The 18,271-nt window shown below is 75.0% G+C and carries 17 protein-coding genes; 12 read left to right on the top strand and 5 right to left on the bottom strand.

Annotation, left to right across the window (positions count from 1 at the left end; all coding sequences use genetic code 11):
• From EKO23_RS25460 to EKO23_RS21120, 8 genes are all read left to right on the top strand, one after another.
• On the top strand, positions 1–1,313 hold a 1,313-nt coding region (locus EKO23_RS25460), incomplete at its 5' end, for an ABC transporter permease (protein ID WP_167880582.1).
• Between the two features lie 121 nt (positions 1,314–1,434).
• On the top strand, positions 1,435–3,324 hold the full coding sequence (gene acsA, locus EKO23_RS21090) for an acetate--CoA ligase (RefSeq protein WP_246051219.1): 1,890 nt from the start codon (positions 1,435–1,437) through the stop codon (positions 3,322–3,324).
• The gene (gene pdhA, locus EKO23_RS21095) at positions 3,321–4,325 is read left to right on the top strand and encodes a pyruvate dehydrogenase (acetyl-transferring) E1 component subunit alpha (RefSeq protein WP_175582728.1); all 1,005 of its coding nucleotides are present in this window, start codon (positions 3,321–3,323) and stop codon (positions 4,323–4,325) included. The genes acsA and pdhA overlap by 4 nt, the downstream gene beginning before the upstream one ends.
• Positions 4,322–5,359 (top strand): alpha-ketoacid dehydrogenase subunit beta, encoded by a 1,038-nt coding sequence (locus tag EKO23_RS21100; RefSeq protein ID WP_134720420.1) that lies wholly within the window; start codon positions 4,322–4,324, stop codon positions 5,357–5,359. Before pdhA ends, EKO23_RS21100 begins: the two co-directional genes overlap by 4 nt.
• Positions 5,352–6,620, top strand: a complete 1,269-nt coding sequence (locus EKO23_RS21105; protein ID WP_134720422.1) for a dihydrolipoamide acetyltransferase family protein — start codon at positions 5,352–5,354, stop codon at positions 6,618–6,620. Before EKO23_RS21100 ends, EKO23_RS21105 begins: the two co-directional genes overlap by 8 nt.
• Positions 6,617–6,874, top strand: a complete 258-nt coding sequence (locus tag EKO23_RS21110) for a phosphopantetheine-binding protein (protein ID WP_134720423.1) — start codon at positions 6,617–6,619, stop codon at positions 6,872–6,874. The genes EKO23_RS21105 and EKO23_RS21110 overlap by 4 nt, the downstream gene beginning before the upstream one ends.
• Before the next feature lie 25 nt (positions 6,875–6,899).
• Positions 6,900–8,189 carry a phosphoribosyltransferase family protein gene (locus EKO23_RS21115; RefSeq protein ID WP_134720425.1) on the top strand — a complete coding sequence of 430 codons (1,290 nt, stop codon included), beginning with the start codon at positions 6,900–6,902 and terminating at the stop codon, positions 8,187–8,189.
• 67 nt (positions 8,190–8,256) lie between these two features.
• Positions 8,257–9,156, top strand: a complete 900-nt coding sequence (locus tag EKO23_RS21120) for a universal stress protein (RefSeq protein ID WP_134720427.1) — start codon at positions 8,257–8,259, stop codon at positions 9,154–9,156.
• A gap of 23 nt (positions 9,157–9,179) precedes the next feature.
• Here EKO23_RS21120 and EKO23_RS21125 read toward each other — a convergent pair whose 3' ends face one another.
• The 3 genes from EKO23_RS21125 to EKO23_RS21135 are packed head-to-tail and all read right to left on the bottom strand — an operon-like array spanning position 9,180 to position 10,700.
• The gene (locus EKO23_RS21125; RefSeq protein WP_134720429.1) at positions 9,180–9,434 is read right to left on the bottom strand and encodes a hypothetical protein; all 255 of its coding nucleotides are present in this window, start codon (positions 9,432–9,434) and stop codon (positions 9,180–9,182) included.
• A gap of 10 nt (positions 9,435–9,444) precedes the next feature.
• The gene (locus EKO23_RS21130) at positions 9,445–10,482 is read right to left on the bottom strand and encodes a lysylphosphatidylglycerol synthase transmembrane domain-containing protein (protein WP_167880583.1); all 1,038 of its coding nucleotides are present in this window, start codon (positions 10,480–10,482) and stop codon (positions 9,445–9,447) included.
• A gap of 14 nt (positions 10,483–10,496) precedes the next feature.
• On the bottom strand, positions 10,497–10,700 hold the full coding sequence (locus EKO23_RS21135) for a DUF1918 domain-containing protein (protein WP_134720433.1): 204 nt from the start codon (positions 10,698–10,700) through the stop codon (positions 10,497–10,499).
• 150 nt (positions 10,701–10,850) lie between these two features.
• Here EKO23_RS21135 and EKO23_RS26555 point away from each other — a divergent pair, with 150 nt between their 5' ends.
• A complete protein-coding gene (locus EKO23_RS26555) occupies positions 10,851–11,201 on the top strand; it encodes a dsRBD fold-containing protein (RefSeq protein ID WP_134720435.1) in 351 nt (116 codons plus the stop codon).
• Entirely contained in the window at positions 11,198–12,229 is a 1,032-nt protein-coding gene (locus EKO23_RS21145; protein ID WP_134720437.1) for a class I fructose-bisphosphate aldolase, read from the top strand. The genes EKO23_RS26555 and EKO23_RS21145 overlap by 4 nt, the downstream gene beginning before the upstream one ends.
• A gap of 76 nt (positions 12,230–12,305) precedes the next feature.
• Here EKO23_RS21145 and EKO23_RS21150 read toward each other — a convergent pair whose 3' ends face one another.
• The gene (locus EKO23_RS21150) at positions 12,306–14,801 is read right to left on the bottom strand and encodes a cation-translocating P-type ATPase (protein WP_134720439.1); all 2,496 of its coding nucleotides are present in this window, start codon (positions 14,799–14,801) and stop codon (positions 12,306–12,308) included.
• Between the two features lie 35 nt (positions 14,802–14,836).
• On the opposite strand from EKO23_RS21150, the gene EKO23_RS21155 reads away from it, so the two are divergent.
• Positions 14,837–15,298 carry an ion channel gene (locus EKO23_RS21155; protein ID WP_134720441.1) on the top strand — a complete coding sequence of 154 codons (462 nt, stop codon included), beginning with the start codon at positions 14,837–14,839 and terminating at the stop codon, positions 15,296–15,298.
• Here the strand turns inward: EKO23_RS21155 and ppsA are convergent.
• Complete coding sequence (gene ppsA, locus EKO23_RS21160) at positions 15,289–17,691, bottom strand: phosphoenolpyruvate synthase (RefSeq protein ID WP_134720443.1); 2,403 nt, start codon at positions 17,689–17,691, stop codon at positions 15,289–15,291. The two genes, EKO23_RS21155 and ppsA, sit on opposite strands and share 10 nt — an antisense overlap.
• Before the next feature lie 137 nt (positions 17,692–17,828).
• On the opposite strand from ppsA, the gene EKO23_RS21165 reads away from it, so the two are divergent.
• Complete coding sequence (locus EKO23_RS21165; protein WP_134720445.1) at positions 17,829–18,254, top strand: universal stress protein; 426 nt, start codon at positions 17,829–17,831, stop codon at positions 18,252–18,254.
• Positions 18,255–18,271: the final 17 nt, after the last annotated feature.

Genomic DNA, 18,271 nt, shown 5'->3' on the forward strand with positions numbered 1-18,271 from the left:
CTGGCGCTCGCTCCTCAACCAGCGGGGAGAGCAGCCGGCCGCTGGTCGGCCGGTACGCCGCGCTGGCGGCCGCGGTGGCCCTCTCGCTGGGCGCGAACCTCGTCCTGGCACTGCTGGTCGGGGCTGCCATGGTCGTCAACGGCCAGCCGGCGTCCGGCTCGTTCGCGGCCGGCGCGGCGGTGGCGTCGGTGGGTGTCGCGTTCACCGGGATCGCGGCGGTGACCGCCCAGCTGGCCTCCACCAGCCGGGGCGCGACGGGTCTCGCCGGTGCCGCGCTCGGGCTCGGGTTCCTGCTCAGCGGGGCCGGCAACATGCTCGGTTCGCCGGATCGCGACGGCCTGCGGGTCACCAGTGCGTGGCCGTCGTGGCTGTCGCCGATCGGCTGGGGCCAGCAGGTGCGTCCCTTCGACACGAACCGGTGGAGCGTGCTGGGCCTGTCCCTGCTGCTCGCCACGACCCCCGTCGCGACGGCGGGTGCACTCATCCGTCGCCGGGACGTCGGCGGCGGCCTGTGGCCGCAGCGGCGGGGCCGGGCGGTCGCGAAGCCCGGGCTCCGGGTGCCGGCCGGCCTGGTCTGGCGCCTCGAGCGGGGTGCGCTGCTCGGCTGGGCGGTCGCCCTGCTCGGGTTCGGGCTGGTCTTCGGAGCGCTCAGCGGGCAGCTGGACGACCTCGGCGACCGTGGCCGCGACTGGTACGCGACGGTGGGCGGCTCCACGCAGATCGTCGACGCCTACCGCGCCTCGATCGTGGAGATGGCCGGGATGGCCGTCGCCGCGTACGCCGTGCAGATGCTGCTGCGGCTGCGGTCCTCGGAGCTCGACGGTGTCCTCGAGCCGGTGCTCGTGACCCGGGTCACCCGGGCCGGCTGGCTGCTCGGGCACGTCGCCAACGTGGTGCTGGGATCGCTGCTGCTGATGCTCGTGTTCGCCTGGGCCATGGTCGGCACGTCCGGTTCGGCGCCCGGGAGCCTGGCCGACCGGCTGCCCGACCTGACCGCGGCGGCGCTGGTCCAGCTGCCCGCGGTGCTGGTGATGGGCGGGGCCGTGCTCGCGGCGGTGGGCCTCCTCCCGCGCTGGGCGTCGGCGATCTCGTGGGCGCTGTTCCTGGCCTGGCTGCTGCTCGGCCCGCTGTTCGCGCCGACGTTCGACCTGCCCGCCTGGGTGCAGGACCTGTCCCCGTTCACCCACGTGCCGAAGGTGCCCGCCGGCGACGCGACCGTCGCGCCGCTGGTCGCGCTCACGCTGCTCGGGATCGCGCTCGGCGCCCTCGGCATCGCCGCCCTGCGCCGCCGGGACGTGGCCCTGCCGGCCTAGGCCGGTGACCGGCCCCGGACCCTTGGGTCCCGGTCCGGGGCGACCAACGGCCCTGCCCGTCCGCCGGCCGCGGACCCACGCTGGGAGGAGGACGCACCCGCGGCAGGCGGAGGAGGCAGCCATGAGCCAGGACCCACGCATCGAACGGGCCCGGGTCGAGCGCGAGGCCCGGGATGCGGCGGCACACCGCGGGGCCCGCGGGCCGGTGGGTGACGCCGCACAGGCCGCGATGGCGACGTACCTCGCCGGCGAGCAGTACCACGACCGAGACCCGCAGCCGGCCTCCGACGTCCTCCGCCGGTCCCGGCAGGCACCCGCTCCACCGGACCCGTGGGCGGCGGCCCGGGCGGACCTGGCCGGCCTCCCGGGCGGCGGCCTCAACATCGCCCACGAGGCCGTGGACCGGCACGTCGACGAAGGACGCGGCAACGACGTGGCGCTGCGCTGCGTGGCCGAGGACGGCACCAGCCGAACCCTCACCTACGACGGGCTCCGCCAGGAGACCAACCGCTTCGCCAACGTGCTCGGGGCGCTCGGCGTACGCCGCGGTGACGTCGTCGCCACCATGCTCGGCCGCCGCACGGAGCAGTATGTCGCCGCCCTCGGCACGTGGAAGGCCGGCGCCGTGTTCGCCCCGCTGTTCTCGTCGTTCGGACCGGCCCCGACCCGCGACCGGCTGCTGCTCGGCCGGGCCCGGGTCCTGGTCGTCGACGCGACCATCCACGCCCGGCGGATCGAGCCGCTGCGCTCCTCGCTGCCCGACCTCGAGCACGTGGTCGTGGTCGGCGGCGAGGCCGGACCGGGGACGCACGCGTACGACGCGCTGATCCACCAGGCCTCCACGCAGTACGAGACCGCGCGCACCCGTCCCGAGGACGTGGCGTCCCTGCACTTCACCTCCGGGACCACCGGGAAGCCGAAGGGGGCCGTGCACGTGCACGGTGCCGTGGCCGCGCACCGGGCGACCGCGGCCCGGGCCCTCGACCTGCGCCCCGGTGACGTGTTCTGGTGCACCGCCGACCCCGGCTGGGTGACCGGCACGTCCTACGGCATCATCGCGCCGCTCACCGTCGGCGCGACCGTGGTGGCCTACGAGGGCGAGTTCGACGCGCGGGCGTGGTACGCGCTGCTCGAGCGCGAGCGGGTCCAGGTCTGGTACACCGCGCCCACCGCGCTGCGGATGCTGATGCGGCAGGGCACGGAGCTGGCGCGGGAGTTCGACCTGTCCGCGCTGCGCTGGATCGCGAGCGTCGGCGAGGCCCTGAACCCCGAGATCGTCGCGTGGGGCACCGAGGCCTACGGGCTGCCGGTCCGCGACAACTGGTGGCAGACCGAGACCGGCGCGATCATGATCTGCAACCAGCGCGACCTGCCCGTGCGGCCCGGGTCGATGGGTCGCCCCGTTCCGGGGGTCGAGGCCGGGATCCTGGTCCGTGGCGAGGACGGCCGGGCCCGGGTGGGTCCGGACGGAGCCGTCACTCTGGCCGCCGCCGACGAGGCCGGTGAGCTCGCACTGCGGGCGGGCTGGCCGTCGATGTTCCGCGGCTACCTCGGCGACGACGACCGCTACCGGGCCTGCTTCGCCGGCGGCTGGTACCTCACCGGCGACCTGGCCCGGATGGACCGGGACCGGTACGTCTGGTTCGTCGGCCGGGCCGACGACGTGATCAAGTCGGCGGGCCACCTGATCGGCCCGTTCGAGGTCGAGACCGCCCTGATGGAGCATCCGGCAGTAGTCGAGGCCGGCGTCATCGGCAAGCCCGACCCGGTGGCCGGGGAGGTGGTCAAGGCCTTCGTCACGCTGCGCCCCGGGTACGACGAGAGCGAGGACCTGGCGCTCGAGCTGATCGCGTTCGGCCGGCGTCGGCTCGGCGCGCTCGCCCCGCGCGAGGTCGCGTTCGACCAGCACCTCCCGCACACGAGCAGCGGCAAGGTGATGCGCCGACTGCTCAAGGCCCGCGAGCTGGGCCTGCCGACCGGCGACCTCTCCACCCTCGAGGCACCCCGATGAGCGCCCGCCGAGCCAGTCGCACCAGCCGGACCGACCCGGCGGCCGAGCACCGCCGGGACCTGCTGCGCACGATGGTGCTCATCCGCCGATTCGAGGAGACGTGCGCCGAGCTCTACAGCGCCGGCCGGATCCGCGGCTTCCTCCACCTGTACGTCGGCGAGGAGGCGGTCGCGACCGGGGTGATGAGCGCGCTCGAGCCCGACGAGACCGTGGTCACGACGTACCGCGAGCACGGGCATGCGCTGGCCAAGGGGGTCACCGCCGAGCCGCTGATGGCGGAGATGTTCGGCAAGGTGACGGGCTGCAGCCGGGGCCGCGGCGGCTCGATGCACGTGTTCGACCGGGACACCCACTTCCTCGGCGGCAACGCCGTCGTCGCCGGCGGGATCCCGCTCGCCGTCGGCGTCGCGCTCGCGGACCGGATGCAGGGCCGGGACCGGGTCACCGCCTGCTTCTTCGGTGACGGCGCGTTCGCCGAGGGCGAGCTCCACGAGTCGCTCAACCTGGCCGCCCTGTGGCGGCTGCCGGTGCTGCTCTGCTGCGAGAACAACCTCTACGCGATGGGTACCGCGCTGGTGAAGGAGCACGCCCAGACCGACCTCGCGCTGCGGGCCTCGTCGTACGGGGTCCGGTCGTGGGCCGTCGACGGCATGGACGTGCTCGCCGTGGAGGAGGCCGCCCGCCGGGCCGTCGACGAGATCCGGGGTGGCGCCGGACCGCACTTCCTGGAGCTGCGGACCTACCGCTTCCGGGCCCACTCGATGTACGACGCCGACCGCTACCGCGACAAGGCCGAGATCGAGCGCTGGAAGGAGCGCGACCCCATCGACGCCCTCGCCGCCCGGCTGGACGCGGACGGCGTGCTCGGCGAGGCGGCCCGGTCCGCGATCGAGGCCGACGTCGCCGCCGAGCTGGAGCGCGCGGTGGCGGCCGCCGCCGAGGCGCCCGAGGAGCCGGTCTCCGACCTCCTGCGCTTCGTCCACTCCGAGGAGCCGGCATGACCACGACCACCCCCACGACCACCCCCACGACCGGCACCCCCACCGGGACCGTCGAGACGACGTACCGCGAGGCCCTGCGCGAGGGGCTGCGCGACGCGCTGCGCGGCGACGACCGGGTGTTCCTCATGGGCGAGGACGTCGGGAGCTACGGCGGCTGCTTCGGGGTCAGCCTCGGCCTGCTCGAGGAGTTCGGGCCCGAGCGGGTCCGCGACACCCCGCTCTCGGAGTCCGCGTTCGTCGGCGCCGGCATCGGTGCCGCGGTGGCGGGGATGCGGCCGGTCGTCGAGGTGATGACGGTCAACTTCAGCCTGCTCGCGCTGGATCAGATCATGAACAACGCGGCGACCCTGCTGCACATGTCCGGCGGCCAGTTCGCGGTGCCGTTGGTGATCCGGATGACCACCGGCGGCGGACGGCAGCTGGCCGCGCAGCACTCGCACAGCCTGGAGGGCTGGTACGCCCACATCCCCGGTCTGAAGGTGGTGGCGCCGGCGACGCTCGAGGACGCGCGCGGGATGCTGGCGGCGGCCCTCGCGGACCCCGACCCGGTGCTGCTGTTCGAGCACGGCTCGCTGTACAACACCAAGGGCACTTTGCCGGCGGAGCCGGCTCCCGTCGACATCGCCCACGCTGCCGTACGCCGTTCCGGCACGGACGTCACCGTGCTGGCGTACGGCGGGATGCTGCCGCGCGCCCTGGCCGCCGCCGACGACCTCGCCTCGGCGGGGATCTCGGCGGAGGTCGTCGACCTGCGGGTGCTCCGTCCGCTCGACGAGGCCGCCGTCCTGGCGTCCGTGCGCCGCACCCACCGCGCCGTCGTCGTCGACGAGGGCTGGCGCAGCGGCAGCCTCGCCGCCGAGGTGGCCGCCCGGATCGCCGAGCAGGCGTTCTACGACCTCGACGCCCCGGTGGCGCGGGTCTGCACGGCCGAGGTCCCGCTCCCCTACGCCCACCAGCTCGAGGACGCCGCCCTGCCGAGTGCGGAGACGATCGCGGCCGCGGCCCGGTCCTGCTTCGGGGGCGGCCATGGGTGAGTTCACGATGCCCTCGTTGGGCCCGGACATGGAGGAGGGGACGCTCCTCGAGTGGCTGGTCGGCCCCGGGGACACCGTCCACCGCGGCGACCTCGTGGCGGTGGTCGACACCGCCAAGGCGGCCGTGGAGGTGGAGACCTTCGAGGACGGCGTGGTGGACCGGCTGCTCGTGGAGCCGGGCACGACGGTCACCGTCGGCACCCCGCTCGCGGTCCTCGCGGCCCCGGGCGCCGCGCCCTCCCCCGCACCGGTGACGACGGCCGCCGCGCCGCGGACGACCCCGCTGGTGCGCCGCCTGGCCGCCGAGCTCGGCGTGGACCTGGCGAGCGTCGTCGGCACCGCTCCGGCCGGGCGGATCACGCAGGAGGACGTCCGGCACGCCGCCGCGGCGCCCGCCGAGGCCGCACCGGCGACCCTTGCGCCTGCCACCCGGCGCCGGGTGACGCCGTACGCCCGCCGGCTCGCGGCCGAGCTCGGCGTCGACCTCGAGGCCCTGCCGGCACGAGACGGCGAACCGGTCCGGGTGGCCGACGTCCGGGCAGCGGCCGGCCCCACGGAGGCGCCCGCGCCCGTCGCCGCTCCGCCCGCGCCGGCCCCGGTCGACCCGATGCGGGCCACGATCGCCGCGGTGATGTCCCGGTCCAAGCGCGAGATCCCGCACTACTACCTGTCGACCACGGTCGACCTCGCGGACGCCCTGGACTGGATGCACCGGCGCAACCTCGACCTGCCACTGGCGGAGCGGCTGGTGCCGGCTGCGCTGCTGCTCAAGGCGGCCGCGCTGGCTGCGAGGGAGGTCCCGGAGGTCAACGGGTTCTGGGCCGACGGTCGGTTCGTACCGGGCGAGGGTGTGCACCTCGGGGTCGCGGTCTCGCTGCGCGGCGGCGGGCTGGTCGCGCCGGCCCTGCACGAGGCCGACCGGATGCCGTTGCCCGACGTGATGCACGGGCTACGCGACCTCGTCACCCGGGCCCGGGGCGGGCGGCTCCGCGGTCGCGAGCTCACCGAGGCGACGCTCACCGTCACCAACCTCGGCGACCAGGGCGTGGAGTCCGTGCACGGCGTCATCCACCCACCGCAGGTGGCCCTGGTGGGCTTCGGACGGGTGGTACGGCGGCCCTGGGCGGTCGGGGACCTGCTCGGGATCCGCCCGGTCGTGACCCTCACCCTGGCCGCCGACCACCGGGCCACCGACGGCTTCACCGGCGGCCGCTTCCTGACCGCCGTCGACCGAATCCTGCAGCAACCGGAGGAACTGTGACCACTCACCACCTGGACGACGCCGCGGCGCGGGCCGCGGTGACCGAGGCCGTCCGACGCGTCGTGCCCGACGCGGTCATGCCCGCCGACGACGTCCCGCTCCGCCGGGACCTGGAGCTGGACTCCCTGGACTTCCTCGCCTTCGTGGAGCACCTCGCGCGGATCACCGGGGTGCCCATCGCGGAAGCCGACTACCCCGCACTCGCGACCATGTCGTCGTGCGTCGCGTTCCTGGGCGCACGGCACGAGCCGTGAGCGGGCGACGATCAGAGGGGTCGAGATGTTCCGGGACCGGGAGGATGCGGGCCGGCGGCTCGCGGCCGCGCTCACGGCGTACCGCGGCACCACGGCGGTCGTCCTGGCGGTGCCCCGCGGCGGGGTCCCGGTCGGCTTCGAGGTGGCGCGGGAGCTGGGCCTGCCGCTGGACGTGATCGTGGTGCGCAAGCTCGGGGTCCCCTACTACCGCGAGCTGGCCGCGGGGGCGATCGGCGAGGGCGGTGCCCGGGTCCTGAACGAGCAGGTGGTGCGCCAGTCCGGGCTCTCCGCGAGCGACCTGGCCTCCGTCGAGGCCACCGCCCGGGCCGAGCTCGACGACCGGGTACGGCGCTTCCGACGGGGTCGCCCGCCGGTCCCGCTGCGCGGCCGTACCGCCCTGGTCGTCGACGACGGGGTGGCGACCGGCGCCACGGCGATCGCCGCCTGCGAGGTGGCCCGGGCGCTCGGGGCCGACCGGGTGGTCCTCGCGGTACCGGTCGCCTCCCCCCGCACCGTGCAGCGGGTCCGGTCGGTGGCCGACGACGTGGTGGCCCTCGAGCAGCCCGAGTGGTTCTCCGCGGTCGGCGAGGTGTACGACGACTTCGCGCAGGTGCCCGACGACGAGGTGGCCGCGCTGCTGCACCGGTCCGACGCTGCGCCCCAGCGCGGGATCACGCCGGTGCCGGCCAGCAACGAGGAGGTCCTGGTCCCGGTCACCGGGGTGCAGCTGCCCGGGCACCTGACCGTCCCGGAGGGCGCCGCGGGGCTGGTCGTGTTCGTGCACGGCAGCGGCAGCAGCCGGCACAGCCCGCGCAACCGGGCCGTCGCCCACGCACTGAACGCGGCCGGGCTCGGCACCCTGCTCTTCGACCTGCTCACCGAGCGCGAGGGCCGCGAGCGGCACCTGGTCTTCGACATCACCCTGCTGGCCAGCCGGCTGGCGCAGGTCACCACCTGGCTCCGCCAGCACCCGTCGTACGGCGGCCTGCCGCTGGGCTACTTCGGGGCCAGCACCGGGGCCGCCGCCGCGCTGGTGGCCGCGACCGATCGCGGGCTCGGGATCCGGGCCGTGGTCTCGCGCGGCGGCCGGCCCGACCTCGCCCGGGAGCACCTGCGGGCGGTGCAGGCGCCCACGCTGCTGGTCGTGGGCGGCGCCGACCACGAGGTGCTCGCGCTCAACCGCCAGGCGCAGACGATGATCCCGGGCCCGACCAGCCTCGTCGTCGTACCGCACGCCACGCACCTGTTCGAGGAGCAAGGCGCGCTCGAGGAGGTGGCGCGGGTCGCGACGGAGTGGTTCCTGCGGCACCTGTGACCTTGGTCCCCCGAGGTGGAGCCCAGCGGCGGTGTCCGCGGCGGGACCTCCGGAGAAGGCTGGAGGCATGACGAAGCGGATTCCCCACGGGGCTGTCGTCTGCGGTGTCGACGGCTCCTCCTGCAGCAACGCGGCCCTGCTGGCCGCTGCCGACCTTGCCGGTCGGGAGCACCGGGCGCTCGCCCTGGTGCACGCCTTCGAGCCCTCCCGCGTGGTCGACGCCGACCGGTGGCGCCGGCAGCCGGGCAACGACCTGGCACTGGCCACCCTGTCCCGGCAGGAGGCGGACACGGTCCTCAAGGACGCCGCCCTCGTCGTGCGCGGCCATGCGCCCGACGTCGAGGTGGTCACGACGCTGCGCGAGGGTGACGCCCGCGAGGTGATGCTCGCCGCGGCCGAGGACGCGTCCGTCGTGGTGGTGGGCTGCCGCGGTCGCGGCGGCTTCGCGCGCCTGCCGATCGGGTCGGTCACGCTGTGGCTCTCGCAGCACTCACCCTGCCCGACCCTGGTGGTGCGCCCCCGCGAGGAGGGCGACCCCGCGGCGCCGGTCGTCGTCGGGACGGACGCGACGGACACCTCGGCCGCTGCGCTGGAGTTCGCGTTCGCACAGGCCTCGTTCCAGGGCCGCCCCCTGGTCGTGGTGCACTGCTTCGACGAGCACTTCCAGGGCGGGTACGGGCTGACCTCGATTCCCGACGAGGACCTGGAGGGGCTGCCGACCGAGCGCCTGGCCATCGCCGAGGCGACCGCCGGCCTGCGCGAGAAGTACCCCGACGTCGACGTCCGCATCGAGCTCGGCCGCGGGCCGGCCGGGCCGTACCTGGTCCGCGCCTCGGAGCACGCGGAGCTGCTCGTGGTCGGCTCCAAGCAGCTCTCGTCGTTCGCGGCACTGGTGCTCGGCGCGGTCAGCCGCTCGGTGGTCGAGCACGCGGCCTGCTCCGTGGCCGTCGTACCCGTGTCCCGCTGAGATCAGGCGTCCCCCGAGGACTGTCAGGAGACGCCCTCGACCCACTCGTGGGAGACCGGCAGGAAGTCGGTCGACTCGACCACCCGGCACGCGATCGGCCCGTCCGGTCGCCAGCCCTCGGCATCGGCCTCACGCTTCGCGATGACGACCGCGTGCGCCTCGTCGGTGGCCTCGCCACGCCAGTGGTAGGTCGCGTCGTCGGCCATCGGCTCGCCGGGGACGTGGTGGCGCAGGCGCACCTCGAACGGACGCAGCGGCGGCAGGTCACGACTCAGCACGGGCGACACCCTAGCCATCAGCCGGCCCCGGGTTCCAGAGGCGGTGACCGGGTCGGCCGAGGCTCACCCAGCAGAGGCCGGCCACCGGGAGCGGCAGCCAGTACTGCAGGAGCCGCCACGTGAGCACCCCGACCAGCGCGGAACCGGCCGGCGCGCCGGTCGCCACCAGGGCCGGCACCAGCAGTCCCTCGACGATGCCGATCCCGCCCGGCGTGATCGGCAGCAGCGCCACCACGTTCACCAAGCCGTACGCCGCGATGACCAGCTCGACCGGGACCGAGGCCCCGGCCGCCGCCAGGCACACCCACAGGCAGATCGCGTCGAGCAGCCAGTTCGCCACCGCCCAGGTCATCCCGGCCCGGGTGACCCGGCCGTCGCGGAGCGACTCGACACCGCGGGTGACCGCGGGCCCGACCACGGACCGCCAGCGCTGCGGAACCAGACGGCGCCAGAGTCGGGCCAGCCGCCCGGGAGCCCGAGGGCTCCCGGTCCCGGTCCGCGGCGCCACCTCCAGCGCGCCGACGGCCACAGCGATCGCGACGACCAGCAGCACGGTGGTGACGGTCAGCCCGGTCCGTGGCACCGACATCAGGGCACCGAGCAGCCACACCGACAGGAGGCCGAGCACCGACAGCGCGACCTGGAGCACGGTCAGCGCCAGGGCCGCGGACGCGGCGACGCCCCGATCGACCATCAGCCGGACCCGCAGCGCACCCGCGGTCGCCCCACCGCCCGGCAACGCGTGGCTGAAGCCGAAGCCCACCAGGTCGATCCGCCACTGGGTCCCGAACCGGAGCCGGTCGCCGCGCGGCAGCAGCACCTGGGTGAGGCCCGTGTACGCCGCCAGCGAGGCGACCTCCAGCGCCACCGCGAGCGGCAGCAGTGCCCAGACCACGTCCTGCAGCACGGCCAGGTCGTTGCGGGCGCTGGCCAGTGCCGGGAGCACGCCGTACTCCACCGCCGCGACGGCCACCACGACCGCGCCGGCGCCCCTGACCCAGCGCCAGGCGGCGGAGACCACCACCCGGGCGTCCCCGGTCGGCGGCACCGGTGGCACCCCGGTCAGTCCGGCATCAGGTGCGGGTAGTGGTGAACGACCGAGCCCGGCCCCGGGAACACCAGGGACTCGTGCCCGTCGTCCTCCCACCGGACGAGGTACGGCGGGGACCCGTCGTCGTGCCGCACGCCGATGACCTCACCGCAGCGGACGGGGTCTCCCACGTGCGTGCCGTTGACGACGAGGCGGTCGCCGACTGCTGCGAACATGATCGCCTCCTCACGTCGTCTGCTGCTTCGAGACTCTCGCTCGCCGGGCCCGTCCCACAGGGGCGGAGGGCCCCCGGCCGGGGCCGTTCGGCCCGTGTGGTCCCGGTCCCGCCCGCCGGAGACTGGAACGGACGCGGAAGGGAGACGACCATGCCCGGAAGGGAACGCGCGACCACCTGGTGGGTCGAGCTGGTGCTCGGCGAGTCGGAGGGGGTGACCACGGCCGAGGCCCGCCTGCGGACCCGGCGGCCGACGCCGCTGACCGAGCGGGGCGAGGCTCGGCTGAGCCCCCGCGACAAGGACGTGCCCCTGCTCGGGCTGGAGGTCGCGGTGGCCCGGGCCCTGACGGCGCTGGCCGAACGGCTGGCCGCGTGCGCCGACGCCGACCTGGGCGGGGCTGCCCACGGGTCGGCGTCGGTGGTCGTCCTCGAGGCCGAGGCGCCGGCGCCCTGCCCGAGGGCCCCCGACGACGCGCCGGCGTACGGGAGGTATCCGTCATGAGCACCACTTCCACCGAGACCGCACGGGCGCTCGTGGCACCCGGCAAGGGCATCCTGGCCGCCGACGAGAGCAACCCGACGATGGCAAAGCGGCTGGCCACGATCGGACTCGAGTCGACCGCCGACCGCCGGCTGGCCTACCGCGAGGTGCTGCTCACGACGCCGGGGCTGGGCGAGCACGTCAGCGGCGTCATCCTGTACGACGAGACGATCCGGCAGCGCACCGGCGAGGGCCTCACGTTCCCCGAGGTGCTCGAACGGGCCGGCGTGGTCCCCGGCATCAAGGTCGACGCCGGCACCACTCCCCTGGCCGGCTTCCCCGACGAGGTGGTCACCCAGGGGCTCGACGGGCTGAGGGTCCGGCTCGCGGAGTACGCCGCCCTGGGCGCGCGGTTCGCCAAGTGGCGCGCCGTGATCCGGATCGGCGAGGGCCGCCCGAGCCCGACCTGCGTCGACGCCAACGCGCACGCGCTGGCCCGGTACGCCGCGCTCGCGCAGGAGGCAGGTCTGGTGCCGATCGTCGAGCCCGAGGTCCTCATGGACGGGCCGCACACCCTCGAGACCTGCGCGAGCGTCACCGCGACGGTGCTGCGCCGGGTCTACGACCAGCTGGCCGACCACCGGGTGCGCCTCGACGCCTCCCTGCTCAAGCCGAACATGGTGCTGCCCGGCACCACCTCGACCGACCGACCCGACGACGCCGCGATCGCGGCCGCCACCGTGGCCGTGCTGCGCGACACGGTGCCCGCCTCCGTGCCCGGGATCGTGTTCCTCTCCGGCGGCCAGACCGACCGGGAGGCGACCGCCCGGCTCGACGCGATCAACCGGCTGGCGCCGCAGCCGTGGGAGCTGAGCTTCTCGTTCGGCCGCGCCCTCCAGGCGCCGGTGCTGCAGGCGTGGGCGGGCGAGGCCTCCCACGCCGAGGCCGCCCAGGCGGCGCTGCGGCACCGCGCACGGCTCAACGGGGCGGCCCGCCGGGCGTCGTACACGCCGGAGCTCGAGGACGCCGACCTCGCGACCGGCGGCTGAGCCGGCCACGACGTCAGACGTTCTGGCTGTCCAGCCGTGCGGACGACCAGGTCGGATGACGTCCGCCGCGGGGAGGTCACCGGCTACGACGGCGCTCGCGGCCGACCGCCCACCGGAGCACGAGGCCGGGTACGGCGGCGCCGGCGACCGCGGCGGCCAGGATCGCCGGGGACGGGGTCGCGGTGCCCAGCAGCTCCTGCAGCAGCGGCACCAGGGTGCCGAGGACCAGCAGGCCGGCCGCCCCCACGAGCGCCAGCTCGAGCCCGCGCACGCCGGTCCGCCGCTCGGGCCGGGCCCGGATCGCCCAGGCGACGGCGAGCTGGCCCAGGCCGAGGGTCAGGAAGATCGCGGTGCGCTGCACGTGCGGCTCGGTGCTCGCGTGCACACCCACGAACAGCGAGGTGACCACGAGCAGGGTCGCGGCCAGCGCCAGTAGCCGCACGAAGGTCCGGGTGAAGATCGACGCGGACGCCGACCGCGGCGGCCGCGACATCTCCGACGGGTCCGCGGGCTCGGCTCCGAACGCCACCCCGGTGAGCCCGTGCGTGAGCAGGTTGATCCAGAGGATCTGGGCCGGCAGCAGCGGCTGCACGATGCCGAGCAGCGGGCCGGCCACCATCACCCCGACCTCGGCCGCGCCGCCGGAGACGGCGTACAGGAGGAAGGCGCGGATGTTCGCGAAGATCCGCCGCCCCTCCTCGACCGCGGCCACGACGGTGGACAGGTTGTCGTCGAGCAGCACCAGGTCGGCGGCCTCCCGGGCGACCTGGGTGCCGCCCAGGCCGGCCGCGACGCCGATGTCGGCACGCTTCAGCGCCGGCGCGTCGTTCACGCCGTCGCCGAGCATGGCGACCACCTCGCCGTCGCCCTGGAGGTCCTCGACCACCGCCACCTTCTGCTCGGGCCGCACGCGAGCCAGCACGGTGCCGGGCGGCGGCTCGCCGTCCGCGCCGACCAGGCCCACCCGCCGCGCGATCGCGTTCGCCGTGGCCGGGTGGTCGCCAGTCACCAGCAGCAGCCGGATCCCGGCGCGGCGGGTCGCCTCGACCACCGCCGGGATGTGCTCCCGCGGCGGGTCGTCGATGCCGATCAGTCCGGCCAGCGACCACACCTCCGCTCCGTCGGGGTCGCGGGTGTCGGCCACGGCCAGCACCCGGTAGCCCTCCGCGGCCAGGCGCTCGGCGGCCGTGGCCGCGCGGGCGGCCGAGGCCGAGCCGCCGAGCAGGCCGAGCACCGCCTCGGGCGCGCCCTTGCACACGGTGAGCCGCGCCCCGGCGTCGTCCCGTGGGCGGTGCACGGTCGTCATCCGCCGGGTCTCGTGGTCGAACGGCACCTCGCTCACCCGGGGCCAGGCGTCCCGGGTGCCGTCCGCGGGCAGCCCGCCCTTGCCGGCCACCACCAGCAGGGCGCCCTCCAGCGGATCGCCGATCACCGTGGTCCCCGGGCCGTCGCCACGCAGCAGCGCGTCGTTGCACAGGACGCCGTCGCGCAGCAGCCGCGGCAGCCCGGGGTCGTCGGCGGGCCCGGCCCCGTCGGCGCCGAGCGCCGTGATCCCGCCGCGGGACGCGTCGTACCCGTGGCCGCTCACGACGTACTCACCCGCCGGCGTCCACAGCCGCTCGGCCACCATGCGCCCCTCGGTGAGGGTGCCGGTCTTGTCGCTGGCGATCACGGTCACCGAGCCCAGCGTCTCGACCGCCGGGAGCCGGCGAACGACGGCGTTGCGGCGTGCCATCCGGTGCGCGCCGAGGGCCAGCGCCACCGCGACCACGGCCGGCAGCGACTCCGGGACGGCCGCGACGGCCAGCGAGACGCCGACCACCGCCATCTCCGCGATGCCCCGGCCCTGGGCCAGCCCGATCACGACCACCACGGCGGTGAGCGCGCCGACCACCCCGACCAGGATCCGGCTCAGCTGGGAGAGCCGCCGCTGCAGCGGCGTCGGCGGTGAGGGGCTGGCCGCGATCAGGGCGGCCAGCCGGCCCAACCCGCTGGCGGCCCCGGTGCGGGTGACGAGCACGTCCGCCCGTCCCCGGGTGACCAGGGTGCCGCCGTCGAGGTCCTCCCCCGGGCCGCGGTCGACCGGGACCGCCTCCCCGGTCATCATCGACTCGTCGAGCTGGAGCTGCCGGGCCTCGAGCACCTCCCCGTCCGCCGGCACGACGTCGCCCGCGGCGAGCGAGAGCCGGTCGCCGGGGACCACGTCGGCGGCGGCGACCTCCACCACCGCCCCGTCCCGCCAGGCGTGCGTGTGTGCCGGCGCCAGGTCCCGCAACGCCGCCACGGCGCGGTCCGCCCGCACCTCCTGGACCACCCCGGTGACGGTGTTGAAGACCACCACCGCGGCGATGATCACGGTGTCCGGCAGGTCGTGCAGCAGCGCGGTGAGCGTCCCTGCACCGAGCAGCAGCAGGATCATCGGGTCGCGCAGCTGGGTGCCGATGCTGGCGGCCAGGGTCCGCCGCGGCGCCGGCGGCGGCCGGTTCGGGCCGTACGACGCGAGGCGGCGGGCGGCCTCCTCGGTGGTCAGGCCGTCGGTGCCGACCGGCAGCAGGTCGCGGGCGTCACTCATCGCCGGGTCCCCGTCCGCGTGGATACGCTGGAGCGGTGAGGCACGTGCACGTCGGCCGCTTCCGCATCCCGATCACCTCCGCGTGGCTGGTCCCCGCCCTGCTCACCGGTGGGCTCGTCGTGGTCGTCTCTGCCGCGGCGGCCGCGGCCATCGAGACCCAGACGGTGGGGTCGTTCGGCAAGGGGCTGTGGTGGGCGATCAGCCTGGTGACCACGGTGGGGTTCGTCGGAGAGCCGCCCGAGACCGTCGCCGGCGCGGTCCTGTCGGCGCTCCTCATGGTGCTGGGGTTCCTGCTGCTGGCCATGGTCAGCGCCTCCCTGGCCGCGCTGTTCGTCCGTGAGGAGGAACGGCCGCACGACGAGCGGGAGGAAGACCTCGCCCGCGAGCTCCTCGAGACGCTGCGGCGCGTCGAGGAGCGTCTCGACGTCCTCGAACGGGACCTGCTCGGCCGCGTCCTGCCATCGGAGGAACGCACCTCCGACCCGGGTCAGGGCTGACCGGACCGGCCGAGCGTCCGCTCGAGCTCGAGCACGGCCTGCGTCGTGCGCATGACGCTGTCGGGGTTGAGGCTCATCGAGTCGATGCCCAGCTCGACCAGGAACGCCGCCATGTCCGGGTAGTCCGAGGGCGCCTGCCCGCAGATGCCGGAGTGGATCCCGGCCCGCCGGCAGCCCTCGACCGCCATCCGGATCATCGCCTTCACGCCGGGGTCGCGCTCGTCGTAGTCGAAGGCCACCAGCTCGCTGTCCCGGTCGACGCCGAGGGTCAGCTGGGTCAGGTCGTTGGAGCCGATCGAGAAGCCGTCGAAGCGGCGCGCGAACTCCTCCACGAGGATCACGTTGTTGGGGATCTCGCACATCGCGTAGACCTGCAGCCCCTCGCGGCCGCGCTCCAGGCCGAGCTCGGCCATCCGGGCCAGCACCAGGTCGGCCTCGCCGAGCCGGCGGACGAACGGCAGCATGACGACGAGGTTGGTCAGCCCCATGTCCTCGCGCACCCGCCGGATCGCCCGGCACTCGAGCGCGAAGCCCTCGGTGTAGAGCGGGTGGGCGTAGCGGGAGGCGCCACGGAAGCCGATCATCGGGTTCGCCTCGACCGGCTCGAAGTCGGTCCCGCCGACCAGCGAGGCGTACTCGTTGGTCTTGAAGTCCGACATCCGCACCACCACCGGCTTGGGGTGGAAGGCCGCGGCGATGGTGCCGATGCCCTCGGCGAGCCGCTCGACGAAGTACGTCGCGCCGTCGGGGTAGCCGCGGACCAGCCGCTGCACCTCCGCGCGGGCGTCGGGGTCGGTGACCCGGTCGGGGTGCAGCAGGGCCAGCGGGTGCGCCTTGATCGACTCGCTGATGATGAACTCCATGCGGGCCAGGCCGACGCCGTCGTTGGGCACCATCGAGGTCTTGAAGGCCAGGTCGGGGTTGCCCAGGTTGACCATGACGTGGGTCCTCGGACGCGGCAGGCCCTCCAGCTCGATGCGGTCGACATGGGTGGTGGCGCTGCCGCGGTAGACGCGACCGACGTCGCCCTCGGCACACGAGACCGTCACGGTCTCGCCGGTGGCGATGGTCGCGGTCCCGTCGCCGGTGCCGACCACCGCCGGGATCCCGAGCTCGCGGGCCACGATCGCCGCGTGGCAGGTGCGGCCACCCCGGTTGGTGACCACGGCGGCGGCGTTCTTCATGACCGGCTCCCAGTCGGGCGTGGTCAGGTCGGCCACCAGCACCTCACCGGGCCGGAACTGGTGCAGCTGGCCGAGGTTCTCGACCAGGCGGGCCGGGCCGGTCGCGACCCGGTCGCCGACCGACCGGCCGGCCGCGAGGACCTCGCCGTGGTCCTCGACCACGAAGGTCTCCAGCGCGGCCGCCGACTTCTGCGAGGCGACGGTCTCGGGCCGGGCCTGCACGATGTAGATCAGGCCGTCGAGTCCGTCCTTGGCCCACTCGATGTCCATCGGTCGCCCGTAGTGGCGTTCGATGGTGATCGCGTGCCCGGCCAGCTCGAGGACGTCGGCGTCGTCGAGGCAGAACTTCTCCCGGGCCGCCTTCGGGGTCGGGATGTTCCGGGTGGTGTGCCGGGTGCCGCCGGTGGCCAGCACCATCGCGACCGCCTTGTCGCCCAGCCGGCGGCGGAGCACGGCGCGGTGGCCGGCGTCGTACGTCGGCTTGTGGACGTAGAACTCGTCGGGGTCGACGGCGCCCTGAACGATGTTCTCGCCGAGCCCGTAGGCGGCGGTGACGAACACCGCGTCCCGGAAGCCGGACTCGGTGTCGAGCGTGAACATCACGCCGGAGGACGCCAGGTCGGAGCGCACCATCTTCATGACACCGACCGAGAGCGCGACCTTGAAGTGGTCGAAGCCCTGGTCGATCCGGTAGTGGACGGCACGGTCGGTGAACAGGCTGGCGAAGCAGCGCCGGCACGCGTCGAGCAGCTCGTGCTCGCCCTCGATGTTGAGGAAGGTCTCGTGCTGGCCCGCGAAGCTCGCGGTGGGCAGGTCCTCGGCGGTGGCCGAGCTGCGCACCGCGACCCGCAGCTCCCCGCCGTACTCCTCGCGGAGCCGGTGGTGCGCGGCGCGGATCTCCTGCTCGAGGGCAGGGGGCAGCCCGGCGCCGTACACCAGGTCCCTGGCCCGGGCCGAGCGCCGGGCCAGGTCGGCGACGTCGTCGGGGTCGAGCGCGTCGAGGAGCCGGTGCAGCTCGGGTTCGACGCCCGCGGACTCCAGGACGTGACGGTAGGCGTCGGCGGTGATCGCGAAGCCGTCGGGCACCCGCACCCCACGACCGGACAGCGCGCGGTACATCTCGCCGAGGGAGGCGTTCTTGCCGCCCACGAACGGGACGTCACCCGCGCCGAGCTCGGAGAACCAACGGATCCAGGTCTGCTCAGCCATGCCTCCATCACACCGGGCCCGACGGTCCGTCTGTAGGGGCGAAGGTCGCCGGTCACAGGACGGTCGAGGGGACCTTCGGCACTACGGTCCCCGCCACGGCCGGGGCGACAGTGGAGGTCCAGGAAGAGGAGGGACTCATGCGCGAGGAGAAGCGGGTCCCGCTGGTCGTCGTCGGAGTCGACGGCTCGGACGTCTCGGAGACGGTCCTGCGGTGGGCCAGGAACCAGGCCAAGGCGACCGGGGGCAGGCTCCGGGTCGTCTTCGGGTGGCACGTGACCGACCAGTCGCGCGACGTGCCGCTGCGCATCGAGGCCGACCTCGACCGGGCCGCGGAGAGTCGCGTGGCCGAGCTGGTCGCGGCGGCCGCCCCGGACGTGCCCACCGAGCTGGTGGTGCAGGAGGCCGCACCGGTCGACCTGCTGCTGCGCGAGGCCAAGGGCGCCGACCTGCTCGTGCTGGGCAGCGTCGGGCACGGCGGCACCGGCTCCCAGCCGCGGGGCACGGTCGTACGCACCTGCCTGGACCGGGCCCCCTGCCCGGTCGTGGTGGTCCCGGTCGGTTGACCCCGCCGGGACGCAGC

This window comes from Nocardioides guangzhouensis (genome assembly GCF_004519545.1).
In the GTDB taxonomy this organism is placed as follows: Bacteria; Actinomycetota; Actinomycetes; order Propionibacteriales; family Nocardioidaceae; genus Nocardioides; species Nocardioides guangzhouensis.

Bases quoted from the DNA above. Each gene is read 5' to 3' on its own strand.
- EKO23_RS21145 (WP_134720437.1), top strand. From the start codon at position 11,198: ATGAGCACCACTTCCACCGAGACCGCACGGGCGCTCGTGGCACCCGGC.
- EKO23_RS21150 (WP_134720439.1), bottom strand. From the start codon at position 14,801: ATGAGTGACGCCCGCGACCTGCTGCCGGTCGGCACCGACGGCCTGACC.
- ppsA (WP_134720443.1), bottom strand. From the start codon at position 17,691: ATGGCTGAGCAGACCTGGATCCGTTGGTTCTCCGAGCTCGGCGCGGGT.
- EKO23_RS26555 (WP_134720435.1), top strand. From the start codon at position 10,851: ATGCCCGGAAGGGAACGCGCGACCACCTGGTGGGTCGAGCTGGTGCTC.
- EKO23_RS21165 (WP_134720445.1), top strand. From the start codon at position 17,829: ATGCGCGAGGAGAAGCGGGTCCCGCTGGTCGTCGTCGGAGTCGACGGC.
- EKO23_RS21115 (WP_134720425.1), top strand. From the start codon at position 6,900: ATGTTCCGGGACCGGGAGGATGCGGGCCGGCGGCTCGCGGCCGCGCTC.
- acsA (WP_246051219.1), top strand. From the start codon at position 1,435: ATGAGCCAGGACCCACGCATCGAACGGGCCCGGGTCGAGCGCGAGGCC.
- EKO23_RS21105 (WP_134720422.1), top strand. From the start codon at position 5,352: ATGGGTGAGTTCACGATGCCCTCGTTGGGCCCGGACATGGAGGAGGGG.
- EKO23_RS21100 (WP_134720420.1), top strand. From the start codon at position 4,322: ATGACCACGACCACCCCCACGACCACCCCCACGACCGGCACCCCCACC.
- EKO23_RS21135 (WP_134720433.1), bottom strand. From the start codon at position 10,700: ATGTTCGCAGCAGTCGGCGACCGCCTCGTCGTCAACGGCACGCACGTG.
- pdhA (WP_175582728.1), top strand. From the start codon at position 3,321: ATGAGCGCCCGCCGAGCCAGTCGCACCAGCCGGACCGACCCGGCGGCC.
- EKO23_RS21120 (WP_134720427.1), top strand. From the start codon at position 8,257: ATGACGAAGCGGATTCCCCACGGGGCTGTCGTCTGCGGTGTCGACGGC.